This window comes from Bacillus tuaregi (genome assembly GCF_900104575.1).
Classification (GTDB): domain Bacteria; phylum Bacillota; class Bacilli; order Bacillales; family Cytobacillaceae; genus Bacillus_BD; species Bacillus_BD tuaregi.
Genome location: NZ_LT629731.1, coordinates 3251750 through 3266968, shown reverse-complemented (window position 1 = coordinate 3266968; position 15219 = coordinate 3251750). Strand labels below are relative to the sequence as shown.

Here is a 15219-nt window from a genome sequence, read left to right as displayed (position 1 = left end):
AAACCATGATTGAATCTTCGGTTTCCTGCTGTTATAATCAAAAATAGTGCAAAAGTGGAAGTTTAGTAGGAGTGAACGATATGAACAGAGAAGCTAGGCTAAAAAGGCAAGAAAAAATTCGTAATTTCTCCATCATCGCTCATATCGACCATGGAAAATCGACATTGGCAGATAGGATTTTAGAAAAAACGAATGCATTAACAAAACGTGAAATGAAGGATCAGCTCCTTGATTCTATGGATTTAGAACGAGAAAGAGGAATTACGATTAAATTAAATTCTGTCCAGCTGAAATATCAGGCTAAGGATGGAGAAATTTATACCTTCCATTTAATAGATACTCCAGGACACGTAGACTTTACCTATGAAGTGTCCCGAAGTCTTGCGGCATGTGAAGGTGCCATACTTGTCGTAGATGCTGCACAGGGAATTGAGGCTCAAACATTAGCAAATGTATATTTGGCATTAGATAATGATTTGGAAATTGTTCCGGTTATTAATAAAATTGATTTACCAAGTGCAGATCCTGAACGGGTTAGACAAGAAATTGAGGATGTCATTGGTTTGGATGCCTCTGATGCAGTGTTAGCTTCTGCTAAAGCGGGTATCGGTATTGAAGAAATTCTTGAGCAAATCGTTGAAAAAGTACCGGCACCAACCGGTGATCCCGATGCTCCTTTAAAGGCTTTGATTTTTGATTCACTTTATGATGCCTATCGCGGAGTTGTAGTCTATATCCGAATTGTGGACGGTACTGTTAAAGTCGGCGATAAAATAAAAATGATGGCGACAAATAAAGAGTTTGAAGTAACTGAAATTGGTGTTTATAATCCAAGAGCCTGTGCTGTTGATGAACTAACAGTAGGTGATGTCGGATATTTAGCTGCCTCCATTAAAAATGTCGGCGACACTCGAGTTGGTGATACGATTACCAATGCTAAAAATGGGGCAACAGAATCCTTACCAGGGTATAGAAAGCTAAACCCAATGGTATACTGCGGTTTATATCCAATTGATAACGCCCGCTTCAATGATTTGCGTGAAGCACTTGAAAAGCTTCAATTAAATGATTCGGCGCTTCAATTTGAGCCAGAAACATCACAGGCACTGGGCTTTGGTTTCCGCTGCGGATTTTTAGGTCTCCTGCATATGGAAATTATCCAGGAACGGATTGAGCGTGAATTTAAAATTGATTTAATTACAACGGCGCCAAGTGTTATTTATGATGTGGTTATGACAGATGGTTCGAACGTGAGTGTAAGTAATCCTTCTGAAATGCCGGATCCACAAAAAATTGACAGAATTGAAGAGCCATATGTTAAAGCAACTATGATGGCACCGAACGATTATGTTGGTACAATTATGGAGCTTTGTCAAAGCAAACGCGGAAATTTTTTGAATATGGACTATATGGATGAATCTCGTGTAGCTATCATTTATGAAATTCCCCTTTCAGAAATTGTGTATGATTTCTTTGATCAGTTAAAATCAAGTACAAAGGGTTATGCTTCCTTTGATTATGAATTAATTGGCTATAAGCCGTCTAAACTTGTAAAAATGGATATTCTATTGAATGGTGAAAAGGTCGATGCATTAAGCTTTATCGTACATAAAGATTTTGCGTATGATCGTGGTAAGGTTATTGTTGAAAAGCTGAAGGAGCTTATTCCACGTCAGCAGTTTGAGGTACCGGTACAAGCCGCAGTAGGACAAAAAATTATTGCAAGAACAAATATAAAATCTATCGGTAAAAACGTGTTAGCTAAATGTTATGGGGGCGATATTTCCCGTAAACGTAAGCTATTGGAAAAGCAAAAAGAGGGTAAAAAACGGATGAAGCAGGTTGGGTCCGTTGAAGTGCCTCAGGAGGCTTTTATGGCTGTTTTGAAGATGGACGATAGCTCTAACTCAAAGAAATAGTAAACAGAATAATCCGAGAGAGGTCTGGTGGTCTTCATGATTTGGAGAGTCATTAGCCTCTTTTTCATATATTAAGGAGAGTAGCATGATGATAAAAGCTGCATATATACACATCCCATTTTGTGAGCATATATGTCATTACTGTGATTTTAATAAGGTTTTTTTAAAGGGACAGCCAGTGGATGAGTACTTAACTGCACTTGAAAAGGAAATAATAATAACACTCTCTGAGCTACCTGAATCGAAGATTCAAACCGTTTTTGTTGGGGGAGGAACACCCACCGCCTTAAACGAAAGCCAACTGGAAAGATTATGCTTCATTATTCGTGAACATATTCCATTCGCTGATAGAGTTGAATTTACGTTTGAAGCTAACCCTGGAGATTTATCCTTTGAAAAGCTAAAAATACTAAATAACTCGGGTGTGAACCGGCTTAGCTTTGGTGTCCAATCCTTTAACGAAGAACTGCTGAAGAAAATAGGTAGAGTTCATAAAGCGGAGGATGTATTTCACTCCGTTGAAGCAGCAAGAAAGGCTGGGTTTCAAAATATTAGTCTCGATTTAATGTACGGGTTGCCTGGTCAAACCATAGCTGAATTTAATGAAACCTTACAAACGGCATTTACTCTGGAAACAACCCATTTTTCAGGGTATTCATTGATTATTGAGCCGAAAACAATCTTTTATCAGCTGATGCAAAAGGGAAAGCTGCATGTACCTGAAGAGGATGAAGAGGCAGCTATGTACGAAATACTAATTGAGCAAATGGAAAAACATGGATACCATCAATATGAGATAAGCAATTTTGCTAAAAAAGGCTTTGAAAGCATTCATAATTTAACCTATTGGAATAATGAACATTATTTTGGTTTTGGTGCCGGTGCCCATAGCTATTTGAACGGAGTCCGACGGTCCAATTACGGTCCATTGAAAAAATACATGACTCCACTTGAAGAGGGTATGCTCCCCATTATTGAGGAAAACAAGCTGAGTGAAAAAGAAATGTGGGAAGAAGAGATGTTTCTTGGGTTGCGAAAGATAAAAGGTGTTTCCATTAGTCGTTTTCAAGCCAAATTTGGACAGAATCCGCTTGAAATCTTTAATCAAGAAATTGAAATGCTCATAAATAAAAAATTGCTACAAATAAGTCATAACCATATATATCTAACAAAACGGGGCCGTTTTTTAGGAAACGAGGTTTTTCAGGCATTTTTATAGGAAAGAAGAGTAAATATTGCTTTTAGCAGAAGTTGTATTTATATTGACATTCTGCCCTTATATTTGATATTTTAATATTAGAATTAGCACTCGCAAGTTATGAGTGCTAACAGAGGTGATGAATATGTTAACGGATCGACAACTGCTTATTCTGCAAGTGATCGTTGATGATTTCATCCATTACGCCCAACCGGTTGGATCTAGAAGCTTGGCAAAAAAGGATGAGATATCTTTCAGTTCAGCCACAATTCGTAATGAAATGGCAGACTTAGAAGAATTGGGATTTATTGAAAAAACACATACATCTTCCGGTAGAATACCGTCTGAAAAAGGTTATCGATATTATGTCGATCATTTACTTTCGCCGCAGAAGCTAAATTTTCAAGATATCCATAAAGTAAAATCGGTTTTTGCTGAACGGATCTATGAAATGGAAAAAATTGTGCAAAAATCAGCAAAAATCCTATCTGAGCTTACGAATTATACAGCTATTGTACTTGGTCCTGCTGTGAGGGAAAATAAATTACGCAAAATTCAAATCGTTCCACTGAATCAAGAAACAGCAGTGGCTATCATTGTAACTGATACAGGTCATGTGGAAAATAAAATATTCCATTTGCCTGAATCGATGAATGCAAGTGATCTTGAGAAGACGGTCAATATTTTAAATGAGCGTCTGGCTGGGGTACCGCTTGACAGCTTAAACAATAAATTATTTCTGGAAATTGCTGCTCTACTGCGCCGCCACATTGAAAACTATGATATTATGCTGAATATCATTGGTGATTCCTTAAAGGTATCGCATAATGAAAAGCTATTCTTTAGCGGTAAAACGAATATGCTAAACCAGCCTGAGTTTCACGACATTGAGAAAGTTCGTAACCTACTGGACTTAATTGATCAGGAAAAGGATTTTTATGAGATTATTCGTAAAAATCCAAGTGGTATACATGTTAAAATTGGTCGTGAAAATGTTAATTCAGCCTTGGAGGATTGCAGTTTTATTACGGCATCCTATTCAATTGGCAAAGAGCAGTTGGGCTCCATTGCCATTCTTGGACCAACGAGAATGGAATATTCCAGAGTGATTAGTTTAATGCAATTGTTATCCCATGACTTATCTACAGTCTTAACTAAGTTGTATCAAATGAAATAGACGTGGAAATATTGTTAAGGGTGGAATAAGCCATTTCCATCCCTTTCAATATGTTTTCATATATTAATTTATTTAGAAACTAATAAATCCTTTTGAGGAGGTGACAAATGGTGTCAGAAAAAGATTTAAAGACTGCTGAAGATGCAGTTGAGGCTACAGAAGAAGTGGATGCGATTGAAGAGGTCTTTGCTGAAGAGCCTGTAATGGAAGAAGCTAACGAACAGCCTTTGCAAAAAGAAATAGATGAATTAAAAAAGCAAAACGCTGAATTACAAGCAAAGCTAGATGAAGCAGAGAATCGGATTCTTCGTATTCAGGCTGATTTTGAAAATTCTCGTCGCCGTGCAAGACTTGATCTTGAAGCGAGTGAAAAATATAAGGCACAAAGCTTGATTACTGATCTTTTGCCTGCTATTGATAACTTCGAAAGAGCACTAAAGATGGAAGCTGAAAATGAACAGGCTAAGTCATTATTACAGGGTGTGGAAATGGTCTACAGAGGACTGCTTGAGGCTCTTAAGAACGCAGGTGCAGAGCAAATTGAAGCAGTTGGGAAAGAGTTTGACCCACATATTCATCAAGCAGTTATGCAGGTTGAGGATGAGAATTTTGGAACAAACATCGTCGTGGAAGAATTCCAAAAAGGCTATCTCTTAAAGGACAGAGTCATCCGTCCGTCAATGGTAAAAGTAAATCAGTAATCTACATATCGATTGGGAGGAAAGGAATATGAGCAAAATCATTGGTATTGACTTAGGAACTACAAACTCCTGTGTGGCTGTCATGGAGGGCGGCGAACCGAAGGTTATTCCAAATCCAGAAGGAAACCGGACAACACCATCTGTTGTCGCATTTAAAAATGGCGAAAGACAGGTTGGGGAAGTAGCAAAGCGTCAAGCAATTACAAATCCAAATACGATTATTTCAATTAAACGTCATATGGGTACGAATCATAAAGAGGAAATTGAAGGTAAAGAATATAGTCCGCAGGAAATTTCTGCAATCATTCTGCAGAATTTAAAAGCGACTGCTGAAGCCTATTTAGGTGAAGAAGTAACCAAAGCAGTTATTACCGTTCCAGCCTATTTTAATGATGCAGAGCGTCAAGCAACAAAAGATGCTGGTAAAATTGCCGGTCTTGAAGTAGAACGTATTATCAACGAGCCAACGGCTGCAGCACTTGCTTATGGTCTTGATAAGACAGACGAAGATCAAACGATCCTGGTATTTGACCTCGGCGGCGGTACGTTTGACGTATCGATTCTAGAGCTTGGTGATGGTGTATTCGAGGTGAAAGCAACAGCTGGTGACAACCGTCTTGGTGGTGACGACTTCGACCAAGTCATTATTGATTATTTAGTAGATGAATTCCGTAAAGAAAATGGAATTGACCTATCTAAAGATAAAATGGCTGTACAGCGTTTGAAGGATGCGGCTGAGAAAGCGAAAAAAGATTTATCTGGTGTAACAAGCACACAAATTTCATTACCATTTATTACAGCGGGAGAAGCTGGTCCACTTCACTTAGAAGTGACATTATCACGTGCTAAATTTGATGAGCTATCTTCTCATCTGGTTGAACGTACAATGGGGCCAACTCGTCAGGCCTTAAGTGATGCAGGTCTTTCAACGTCAGAAATTGATAAAGTCATCCTTGTTGGTGGTTCAACTCGTATTCCTGCTGTTCAGGAAGCAATCAAGAAGGCAACGGGAAAAGAGCCTCATAAAGGTGTAAACCCTGATGAAGTGGTAGCAATGGGTGCTGCTGTTCAGGGCGGTGTTATCACAGGTGACGTTAAGGATGTAGTATTACTTGATGTAACTCCGCTATCACTTGGAATTGAAACAATGGGTGGAGTATTCACGAAGCTAATTGATCGTAATACAACCATTCCAACTTCAAAATCTCAAGTGTTCTCTACGGCTGCTGATAATCAAACAGCAGTAGATATTCATGTGCTACAGGGTGAACGCCCAATGGCTAATGACAACAAAACACTCGGACGTTTCCAATTAAGTGATATTCCACCAGCACCAAGAGGAATTCCACAAATCGAGGTATCATTTGATATTGATAAAAACGGTATTGTTAACGTGCGTGCTAAAGACCTTGGTACAAATAAAGAACAAACGATTACGATTAAATCTTCTACTGGTTTAACAGATGAGGAAATTGAAAAAATGGTCAAAGAAGCTGAAATGAACGCTGAGTCAGATAAGAAGCGTAAAGAAGAAGTTGAGCTTCGCAATGAAGCAGACCAGCTTGTTTTCCAAACAGAAAAAACAATTAAAGACCTTGAAGGTAAAGTGGACGAAGCAGAGGTTCAAAAGGCTAATACAGCAAAAGACGAACTGAAAGCAGCTATCGAGAAAAATGATCTTGATGAAATTCGCACGAAAAAAGATGCCTTACAAGAGATTGTTCAAAACCTATCTGTCAAACTATATGAAGAAGCAGCAAAACAAGCGCAAGCAGCACAGGGAGCAGAAGGCGAAAGCGCTCCGAAAGATGACAATGTAGTTGATGCAGAGTTCGAAGAAGTAAAAGACGATAAGTAATTATAGTCTTTTGCCAAGCCACACTTGTGATATAGGACTGGATGGCTTGGAGTGATAGACAAAATAATATGATGAACTAAAAGTCAAAGTCAGGTCTTACTTGGCTTTGACTTTTATTTTACTCATCTAAAAATAATTGATATTACCCACAGAGAAATGCTACAATAATTTTCATGTGAAAAGACTCGGGGAGTGGCAATGATGGATAAAAGGGATTACTATGAGGTACTTGGCGTAAGTAAAAGTGCATCAAAAGATGAAATTAAGAAGGCGTACCGGAAGCTTTCAAAGCAATATCATCCGGATATCAATAAAGATCCAGGTGCAGAAGACAAATTTAAAGAAATCAAAGAAGCCTATGAAGTATTAAGTGATGATCAAAAACGCTCCCACTATGATCAGTTTGGTCATACCGATCCAAATCAAGGGTTTGGTGGTTTCGGCGGCGGTGGAGACTTTGGTGGCTTTGGCGGCTTCGAGGATATTTTTAGCACCTTTTTTGGCGGCGGGGGCGGCGGTAGACGGCGTGATCCAAATGCACCAAGACAGGGTGCTGATTTACAATACACGATGACATTATCTTTTGAAGATGCTGTATTCGGAAAAGAGACAGAAATTGAAATCCCACGTGAGGAAAACTGTGAAACATGTAATGGTTCCGGGGCTAAAAAGGGGACGAAGCCTGAGACGTGTTCACATTGTCATGGAACAGGGCAATTAAATATTGAACAAAATACGCCGTTTGGCAGAATTGTAAATAGACGGGTATGTAACTATTGTCATGGAACAGGTCAAGAAATAAAACATAAATGTTCTACTTGCGGCGGTACTGGGAAAGTGAAAAAGCGCCGGAAAATATCCATCAAAATTCCAGCAGGTATTGATGATGGACAGCAATTACGCGTATCCGGACAAGGTGAACCAGGTACTAACGGTGGACCAGCGGGTGATTTGTATGTTGTCTTCCATATTCGTTCACATGAATTTTTCGAACGTGACGGAGATGATATTTACTGTGAGATGCCAATCACATTTGCACAGGCAGCACTTGGTGATGAAATAGAAGTTCCTACCATGCATGGAAAAGTGAAGCTTAAAGTGCCAAGTGGAACGCAAACAGGGACCAAATTCCGCTTAAGAGGAAAAGGAGTTCCTAATGTCCGCGGACGTGGGGTCGGGGACCAGCATATTATTGTAAAGGTTATTACCCCAACAAAGCTAACGGAGAAACAGAGACAATTACTGCAGGAATTTGCTGAAATCAGCGGAGCGGTTCCAAAGGATGACCAAGAGGAAGGCTTTTTCGGAAAAGTAAGAAGAGCGTTCAAGGGTGAATAATATTAGGAGTTGGTAGCGTTGAAATGGTCAGAAATCAGTATTCATACAACAAATGAAGCAATTGAACCGATTTCCAACATTCTGCACGAAGCAGGTGCGAGCGGTGTGGTCATTGAAGACCCGGTAGAACTTGTGAAGGAAAGGGAAGATCGTTTCGGCGAAATCTACCAGCTAAATCCGAAAGATTACCCTGAGGAAGGCGTTATTATAAAAGCTTATTTACCGATTAATAGCTTTTTAGGTGAAACGGTTGAGGAAATCAAAGAGGCAATCAATAATTTGATTATCTATAATATAGACATTGGAAAAAATAGTGTTTCTCTCTCGGAGGTTCACGAAGAAGAATGGGCAACGGCATGGAAAAAGTATTATCATCCCGTGAAAATTTCTAAGTATTTTACGATTGTACCTACTTGGGAAGAATATACACCTGTAAGTAGTGATGAGCTAATCATTGAGTTAGACCCGGGTATGGCCTTTGGTACAGGAACACACCCAACGACGGTTATGAGCATTCAAGCCCTCGAGCGGATTGTAAAAAAAGCTGACACTGTCATCGATGTTGGAACAGGCTCAGGTGTTTTAAGCATTGCCGCAGCTATGTTAGGTGCTGAAAAGGTGACGGCTTTAGATTTAGATGAGGTAGCGGTTCAATCTGCCAGATTAAATTTAAAGCTTAATAAGGTGCACGAGATCGTTGAGGTCCGACAAAACAATTTACTAGAAGGAATCGACACGAAGGCAGATGTCATCGTGGCTAATATTCTTGCCGAAGTGATTTTGCGCTTTACAGATGATGCTGCTAAATGTGTGAAAGAGGGCGGCTATTTTGTCACAGCCGGTATTATCAAACAAAAAAAGGACCAAGTAAGAGAATCCATTGAAGGTGCTGGTTTTGAAATTGAAGAAACACTTTATATGGAGGACTGGGTTGCCTTTATTGCAAAAAGAAAATAAATGAAAAAAAGGGGCTAAGTGTTAATTTCCACACGCCCTTTTTAATTGTTTTGCGGTAAAATGATTTATTTGTAGAGGGCTTGATATTCTATAGACTTCAGCCGCTTTCATTTTATATAAGGATGGTGCTCGAGGGATGCAGCGATATTTTGCTTCCTATTCAACAGATAATAATTGTTTTTTTATCACTGGAGAGGATTGTCATCATATTTCCAAGGTGATGAGAATGAAAGAAAAGGATGAAATCATCTGTGTAAGTGATGATCAGAGAACCGCTCTCTGTTCAATTGCAGAAATTTCCACTGACCAAGTGACAGCTAGCGTTATACAATGGAAGGAAGAGTCGGTTGAATTGCCTGTCACAGTGACAATCGTGAGCGGCCTGCCTAAAGGGGATAAGATGGAGTGGATTATTCAAAAAGGAACCGAGCTTGGTGCAGCAAAGTTTATCCCTTTTACTGCAGATCGTTCTGTCGTGAAATGGGATGGAAAAAAAGCAGATAAAAAAATTACTAGGTGGAAAAAAATTGCAAAGGAAGCTGCTGAGCAATCTCATCGTACCGTCATCCCTGAAATTACAGAGCCTGTTAATCTCTCAGCACTTCTAAAGGATGCAAAGTCATATGATGTAAAATTAGTGGCATACGAGGAGGAAGCAAGACAAGGCGAGGTTACAGCGCTTGTATCCAGCTTAAAAGGCTTGGAAAAAGGCGGCTCTTTACTTATTGTGTTCGGACCGGAAGGCGGCTTAACGGATAATGAAGTGGAGAAGCTGAAAGCAGACGGCTTTCATCCCTGTGGGCTGGGACCAAGAATACTGCGGACAGAAACAGCCCCGCTATACCTGCTATCTGCGGTATCATATCAATTAGAATTACTCGAGGTGAATTAATAATGCAAACAGTTGCATTCCATACACTTGGCTGTAAAGTAAATCACTATGAAACAGAGGCCATTTGGCAATTATTTAAACAAGAAGGCTATGAGCGTGTAGATTTTGAAGCAAGATCAGATGTTTATATTATCAATACTTGTACAGTAACTAATACCGGCGATAAAAAAAGTCGTCAGGTTATTCGACGGGCAATCAGAAAAAATCCTGATGCTGTTATTTGTGTAACAGGCTGCTATGCACAAACGTCACCAGCTGAAATTATGGCGATACCAGGTGTAGACATTGTCATTGGAACACAGGATCGTGTGAAAATGCTTGAATATATTAACCAATATAAGGAAGAACGTCAGCCAATCAATGCAGTTGGAAATATTATGAAGAGTCGTGTTTATGAAGAATTGGATGTACCTTCCTTTACCGATCGCACACGGGCTTCATTGAAAATCCAAGAAGGCTGTAATAACTTCTGTACATTTTGTATTATTCCATGGGCAAGAGGTTTAATGCGTTCCCGTGACCCTAAGGAAGTCATTCACCAGGCACAGCAGCTTGTTGATGCAGGCTACAAGGAAATTGTGTTAACTGGAATTCATACAGGCGGTTATGGAGAAGATTTAAAGGATTATAACCTCGCTATGCTATTAAGTGATTTAGAAGCCAATGTCAACGGATTAAAGCGTCTTAGAATCTCTTCGATTGAGGCCAGTCAAATATCTGATGAAGTCATTGATGTCATTAAGAACTCAAATGTGATTGTCAGACATTTGCATATCCCACTTCAATCTGGATCAGACACTGTATTAAAGAGAATGCGAAGAAAATATACAATGGCCTCCTTTGCGGAAAGATTAAGGAAATTACGAGAAATCATGCCAGATTTAGCTGTTACGTCCGATGTTATTGTTGGTTTCCCAGGTGAATCAGAAGAGGAATTTATGGAAACCTATCAATTTGTCAAGGAGCATCAATTTTCTGAGCTACACGTCTTTCCATATTCAAAACGGACAGGCACTCCAGCGGCCAGAATGGAGGACCAGGTAGATGAGGACGTGAAAAATGAACGTGTTCACCGTTTGATTTCCTTATCAGATCAGCTGGCAAAAGAATATGCCTCTAAATTTGAAGGCGAAGTATTAGAGGTAATTCCTGAAGAGGAATTCAAGGAAGAAGCAAATCAAGGCTTATACGTTGGTTATACTGACAATTATTTAAAGGTTGTCTTCCCTGCTACGGAAGACATGGTCGGTGAAATTGTTAAGGTCAAAATAGCAAGAGCAGGTTACCCATACAATGAAGGGGAATTTGTTCGTGTCCTTGAGGATTCAGAAATAAAAAATGAGGCAGTATAATAATACTGAGAGAAAAGGAGCTGTCTAGACAGCTTCTTTTTGCTTCTGGAGGAATTAGAACAGCAGAGGATGTAAAAAATATGATTGATGCTGGTGCAGCAAGGATTGGAGCCAGTGCCAGCGTCAAAATTATTGGGAAAAACTAAACTTGTCGGTCTCTCTTGCTCGTGAAATCCATCTAGCTTATGATTGGAAATTAAATAATCGATACAAGTCAGTACGAATTACAGTTGACCTAGTTTCTTTGATATATTATAATTGCAAAGTACATGGAATTTCCATGGATTGATGTAAGTGTGTTGTGCTCGGAGGGAGGGAAAGAGAATGTCTAAAACTGTCGTTCGTAAAAACGAATCGCTTGAAGATGCTCTTCGACGCTTCAAACGTACTGTTTCTAAATCTGGTACTATTCAAGAAGCTAGAAAGCGCGAATTTTATGAAAAACCTAGCGTTAAGCGTAAGAAGAAGTCTGAAGCTGCAAGAAAACGTAAGTTCTAAGAGAGGGTGTAATTCATGAGTCTTCTCGAACGTTTAAATTCTGATATAAAGCAAGCGATGAAAAACAAAGAAAAAGATAAGCTTACGACTATCCGCATGATAAAAGCTTCTATTCAAAATGAAGCCATCAAGCTTGGGTCAGAGCTATCTGAAGAAGAAGAAGTAAATGTCCTTTCACGTGAAGTTAAACAACGCAAGGACTCCCTCCATGAATTTGAAAAAGCTGGTCGTGAAGATCTCGCAGAAAAAATCCGTACTGAATTACAGTACGTAGAATTATATATGCCTGAGCAGCTATCTGAAGAGGAAGTAACTGAAATTGTCAAACAGGCTATTTTAGAAACGGGTGCTTCATCAAAAGCAGAAATGGGAAAAGTGATGTCAGCAGTGATGCCGAAGGTAAAGGGCAAAGCAGATGGATCACTTGTAAATAAACTTGTACAACAACACCTTTCATAACAATAATCTTACATGATGATGGTTAAAAGACTGCAGTTACTGCAGTCTTTTTAATTTTTTCCATATACTATGAAAGTGAAACTTTTTTGAACATGAAACGTAAATATCCTTAGGGTGTTAAGATAGGGAGGAGGATAGTATATGCTTAGCCGTCATGTCGGATTGTTATGGGGCCTGTCCGCTTTTATTCTGCTTTCAATTCCAGCCGGTGTTAGTGCTTCAATGATGAAAGGAGATGGTCAAATAAACGGTGGCATTTTAGAGCAACTTGCCTTTTTTACAACCGAGCCAATTGTCATAACCATTTTACTTACAATTGGGTTTTTAGGCTTTGTCGTTGAATTATTTACTCCTAGAATTGGACTCCCTGGAATAGTGGGGATTTTAGCGTTTCTCCTGTTTTTTTATGGTCATATTGTTATCGGCTCGGCAGGGATTACAGCCGTCATTTTATTTGCGACCGGAATTATCCTTATTTTATTGGAATTAGTTTTACCAGGAGGAATTATTGGTATTTTTGGTTTCGGAGCCTTTTTGGCTAGTTTTTTCCTTGCTGGAAATAATTTTGTTCAAATGGGTATTTCATTACTTATTGCATTTTCAATTTCTATTCTAGCCTGCGTGGTTATGATAAAGGTGTATGATAAAAAAATGAAATTTTTCAAGAAATTAATCCTAACTGATTCTACAAGCACGGAACAAGGCTATGTATCTAATCAAAATAGAACAGAACTGGTGGGAGTTGTCGGTACCTGTTTAACTGATTTACGTCCTTCAGGTATGGTTGTTATTGGTGAAGAACGAATTGATGTGGTATCTGAAGGAGAATTTATTGCTAAAGGCTCTCAAGTAAAAGTAGTGAAAACGGAAGGGTCAAGAATAGTTGTAAGAGAAATAGTAAATAAAGATAGAGAATAATAAGGAGGGTTTTTATGGTTATATCAGCAGGATCAGCATTTTTAATTGTGGCCGTTGTAATAGGGATTATTTTGTTAGCGATTTTATTTACCTTTGTCCCGGTAATGCTTTGGATTTCAGCCCTTGCAGCTGGAGTACGAGTGAGTATTTTTACCCTAATTGGAATGAGGTTAAGAAGGGTTATTCCAAGCAGGGTTATTAACCCGCTAATTAAAGCGCATAAGGCAGGAATTAATGTAACAACGAATCAACTTGAGAGCCATTACCTAGCAGGCGGTAATGTGGACAGGGTGGTTAATGCTTTGATTGCCGCACACCGTGCGAATATTGAATTACTGTTCGAGCGCTGTGCAGCCATTGATTTGGCAGGAAGAGACGTATTAGAGGCTGTACAAATGAGCGTTAATCCAAAAGTAATTGAAACACCATTTATTGCAGGGATGGCTATGAATGGCATTGAAGTAAAAGCGAAAGCTAGAATCACGGTTAGAGCAAATATTGACCGGCTTGTCGGTGGTGCTGGGGAAGAAACGATAATAGCCCGTGTTGGGGAAGGGGTTATTTCCACCATTGGTTCTTCTGAACACCATACGAAAGTATTAGAAAATCCAGATATGATTTCACAAACAGTCCTTGCAAAAGGGTTAGATTCTGGTACAGCCTTTGAAATATTATCGATTGACATCGCTGATGTGGATATCGGTAAAAATATCGGTGCGCACCTACAGATGGAGCAGGCGGATGCTGATAAGAATATTGCCCAGGCCAAAGCTGAAGAGCGTCGAGCGATGGCTGTAGCTAAGGAGCAGGAAATGAGAGCAAGGGTAGAAGAAATGAGAGCAAAGGTTGTTGAATCAGAGGCAACGGTCCCACTTGCTATGGCGGAAGCACTTCGTTCAGGTAATTTAGGTGTTATGGATTATATGAACCTGCAAAATATCACAGCTGATACAGATATGCGGGAATCTATTGGGAAAATGTCCGGTCCTAAAGACGGTAAAAATAAAAAGGAATAGATGCTGATGCCAAGGAATCAGCAGAAAGGAGGTTCCACAATTGGAAATACTCTTTGATAATCCTTTTATTATCATTATATTAGTTGCCGCCTTGTCATCTCTGTTTAAAAATAGGAAAAAGGCAGCTGAAAACCAAAGACAGAGAAGCCCGCATACACCATCAAGAAAAACAGCGGGGCCGAGCAATCCGTTTGATGAGATGAAAGAAATCTTCAAGGAAATGACGAGTACTTTGTCAGATGAGGAAAAGGCTCCTGTTAAAAAAATGGCAGAGGTTTATGAGGAAAAGAAACAAGTGGTGAACCAATTCAAAGAAACCGGTACACAGCATTCTGGTAAGCAGAATATTAAATCAGGAACACCGCAGATTGCAGTTAAAGATACAATAAGTGAAGAGAAAAGAGAGCCAGAAATAAAAGTACAAGAAAAAACACTTGTGGATGCCGTGATTTGGGCTGAAATTCTTGGACCTCCTCGTGCTAAGAATCCATATCAAAGGCGAAAAGCTAGAAGCTAGTCACAAGCCTGGAGACAAAAAATGGTGCTAGAACTCTGTTTCATTTCATACATATGAGATGAAAGGGGGTTCTTTTTTTTATGGCGAAAAAGTGGGGACAATACCTCCGCAATTGGGTGACTAAAAATATGGAGCTTCCTCAGGATGTCATGATGGATCTACCCCGGATTACGATGATTGGACATATACATATCTATATTGAAAACCATCGTGGTTTAATTACCTTTTCAGATAATGAGCTTAGACTGCTTTTAAAACAGGGGCAGCTATTAATAAAAGGGAAAGCATTTGTCATTAAAGCCATAATGCCCGAAGAAATCCTGCTAGAAGGAAAAATAGACCAAGTGATATATTTGCATGAATAAGGACTACGAACTTGCATCCTGTGACGATGTCAGTATTACCCGCATCCTGTGGGT

Annotated in this window: 15 protein-coding genes; all 15 read left to right on the top strand. The window is 39.3% G+C overall.

Going from position 1 to position 15219, the window contains the following annotated elements:
• The first annotated feature begins 80 nt into the window (after positions 1 to 80).
• Positions 81 to 1919, top strand: coding sequence for a translation elongation factor 4 (lepA, locus tag BQ5321_RS18140; protein ID WP_071395825.1), 1839 nt, complete (start codon positions 81 to 83; stop codon positions 1917 to 1919).
• Positions 1920 to 2007: 88 nt separating this feature from the next.
• A complete protein-coding gene (gene hemW, locus BQ5321_RS18135; protein ID WP_071395824.1) occupies positions 2008 to 3138 on the top strand; it encodes a radical SAM family heme chaperone HemW in 1131 nt (376 codons plus the stop codon).
• Between the two features lie 124 nt (positions 3139 to 3262).
• Positions 3263 to 4294: a heat-inducible transcriptional repressor HrcA gene (gene hrcA, locus BQ5321_RS18130; protein WP_071395823.1), complete on the top strand. Its 1032-nt coding sequence runs from the start codon at positions 3263 to 3265 to the stop codon at positions 4292 to 4294.
• Between the two features lie 107 nt (positions 4295 to 4401).
• Positions 4402 to 4995 (top strand): nucleotide exchange factor GrpE, encoded by a 594-nt coding sequence (grpE, locus tag BQ5321_RS18125; protein ID WP_071395822.1) that lies wholly within the window; start codon positions 4402 to 4404, stop codon positions 4993 to 4995.
• Positions 4996 to 5023: 28 nt separating this feature from the next.
• On the top strand, positions 5024 to 6853 hold the full coding sequence (gene dnaK / locus BQ5321_RS18120) for a molecular chaperone DnaK (protein WP_071395821.1): 1830 nt from the start codon (positions 5024 to 5026) through the stop codon (positions 6851 to 6853).
• Positions 6854 to 7054: 201 nt separating this feature from the next.
• On the top strand, positions 7055 to 8191 hold the full coding sequence (dnaJ, locus tag BQ5321_RS18115) for a molecular chaperone DnaJ (RefSeq protein WP_071395820.1): 1137 nt from the start codon (positions 7055 to 7057) through the stop codon (positions 8189 to 8191).
• Positions 8192 to 8209: 18 nt separating this feature from the next.
• On the top strand, positions 8210 to 9148 hold the full coding sequence (prmA, locus tag BQ5321_RS18110; RefSeq protein WP_071395819.1) for a 50S ribosomal protein L11 methyltransferase: 939 nt from the start codon (positions 8210 to 8212) through the stop codon (positions 9146 to 9148).
• Positions 9149 to 9284: 136 nt separating this feature from the next.
• Positions 9285 to 10040 carry a 16S rRNA (uracil(1498)-N(3))-methyltransferase gene (locus BQ5321_RS18105; RefSeq protein ID WP_071395818.1) on the top strand — a complete coding sequence of 252 codons (756 nt, stop codon included), beginning with the start codon at positions 9285 to 9287 and terminating at the stop codon, positions 10038 to 10040.
• A gap of 2 nt (positions 10041 to 10042) precedes the next feature.
• Positions 10043 to 11392 (top strand): tRNA (N(6)-L-threonylcarbamoyladenosine(37)-C(2))-methylthiotransferase MtaB, encoded by a 1350-nt coding sequence (mtaB, locus tag BQ5321_RS18100; RefSeq protein WP_071395817.1) that lies wholly within the window; start codon positions 10043 to 10045, stop codon positions 11390 to 11392.
• 324 nt (positions 11393 to 11716) lie between these two features.
• Positions 11717 to 11890 carry a 30S ribosomal protein S21 gene (gene rpsU / locus BQ5321_RS18095; RefSeq protein ID WP_015595024.1) on the top strand — a complete coding sequence of 58 codons (174 nt, stop codon included), beginning with the start codon at positions 11717 to 11719 and terminating at the stop codon, positions 11888 to 11890.
• A gap of 15 nt (positions 11891 to 11905) precedes the next feature.
• Positions 11906 to 12349, top strand: coding sequence for a GatB/YqeY domain-containing protein (locus tag BQ5321_RS18090; RefSeq protein ID WP_071395816.1), 444 nt, complete (start codon positions 11906 to 11908; stop codon positions 12347 to 12349).
• A 141-nt stretch (positions 12350 to 12490) separates the two neighbouring features.
• A complete protein-coding gene (locus BQ5321_RS18085; RefSeq protein ID WP_071395815.1) occupies positions 12491 to 13267 on the top strand; it encodes an NfeD family protein in 777 nt (258 codons plus the stop codon).
• A gap of 14 nt (positions 13268 to 13281) precedes the next feature.
• Positions 13282 to 14283, top strand: a complete 1002-nt coding sequence (gene floA / locus BQ5321_RS18080; RefSeq protein WP_071395814.1) for a flotillin-like protein FloA — start codon at positions 13282 to 13284, stop codon at positions 14281 to 14283.
• Between the two features lie 40 nt (positions 14284 to 14323).
• Positions 14324 to 14800: a hypothetical protein gene (locus BQ5321_RS18075; RefSeq protein ID WP_071395813.1), complete on the top strand. Its 477-nt coding sequence runs from the start codon at positions 14324 to 14326 to the stop codon at positions 14798 to 14800.
• A gap of 80 nt (positions 14801 to 14880) precedes the next feature.
• Positions 14881 to 15165 (top strand): sporulation protein YqfC, encoded by a 285-nt coding sequence (gene yqfC, locus BQ5321_RS18070; RefSeq protein ID WP_071395812.1) that lies wholly within the window; start codon positions 14881 to 14883, stop codon positions 15163 to 15165.
• Positions 15166 to 15219: the final 54 nt, after the last annotated feature.

Excerpts from the sequence above, each read along its gene's own strand:
- mtaB (WP_071395817.1), top strand. The coding sequence starts at position 10,043 with ATGCAAACAGTTGCATTCCATACACTTGGCTGTAAAGTAAATCACTAT.
- dnaJ (WP_071395820.1), top strand. The coding sequence starts at position 7,055 with ATGGATAAAAGGGATTACTATGAGGTACTTGGCGTAAGTAAAAGTGCA.
- BQ5321_RS18090 (WP_071395816.1), top strand. The coding sequence starts at position 11,906 with ATGAGTCTTCTCGAACGTTTAAATTCTGATATAAAGCAAGCGATGAAA.
- rpsU (WP_015595024.1), top strand. The coding sequence starts at position 11,717 with ATGTCTAAAACTGTCGTTCGTAAAAACGAATCGCTTGAAGATGCTCTT.
- grpE (WP_071395822.1), top strand. The coding sequence starts at position 4,402 with ATGGTGTCAGAAAAAGATTTAAAGACTGCTGAAGATGCAGTTGAGGCT.
- dnaK (WP_071395821.1), top strand. The coding sequence starts at position 5,024 with ATGAGCAAAATCATTGGTATTGACTTAGGAACTACAAACTCCTGTGTG.
- hrcA (WP_071395823.1), top strand. The coding sequence starts at position 3,263 with ATGTTAACGGATCGACAACTGCTTATTCTGCAAGTGATCGTTGATGAT.
- lepA (WP_071395825.1), top strand. The coding sequence starts at position 81 with ATGAACAGAGAAGCTAGGCTAAAAAGGCAAGAAAAAATTCGTAATTTC.
- BQ5321_RS18105 (WP_071395818.1), top strand. The coding sequence starts at position 9,285 with ATGCAGCGATATTTTGCTTCCTATTCAACAGATAATAATTGTTTTTTT.
- hemW (WP_071395824.1), top strand. The coding sequence starts at position 2,008 with ATGATAAAAGCTGCATATATACACATCCCATTTTGTGAGCATATATGT.
- floA (WP_071395814.1), top strand. The coding sequence starts at position 13,282 with ATGGTTATATCAGCAGGATCAGCATTTTTAATTGTGGCCGTTGTAATA.
- yqfC (WP_071395812.1), top strand. The coding sequence starts at position 14,881 with ATGGCGAAAAAGTGGGGACAATACCTCCGCAATTGGGTGACTAAAAAT.
- BQ5321_RS18085 (WP_071395815.1), top strand. The coding sequence starts at position 12,491 with ATGCTTAGCCGTCATGTCGGATTGTTATGGGGCCTGTCCGCTTTTATT.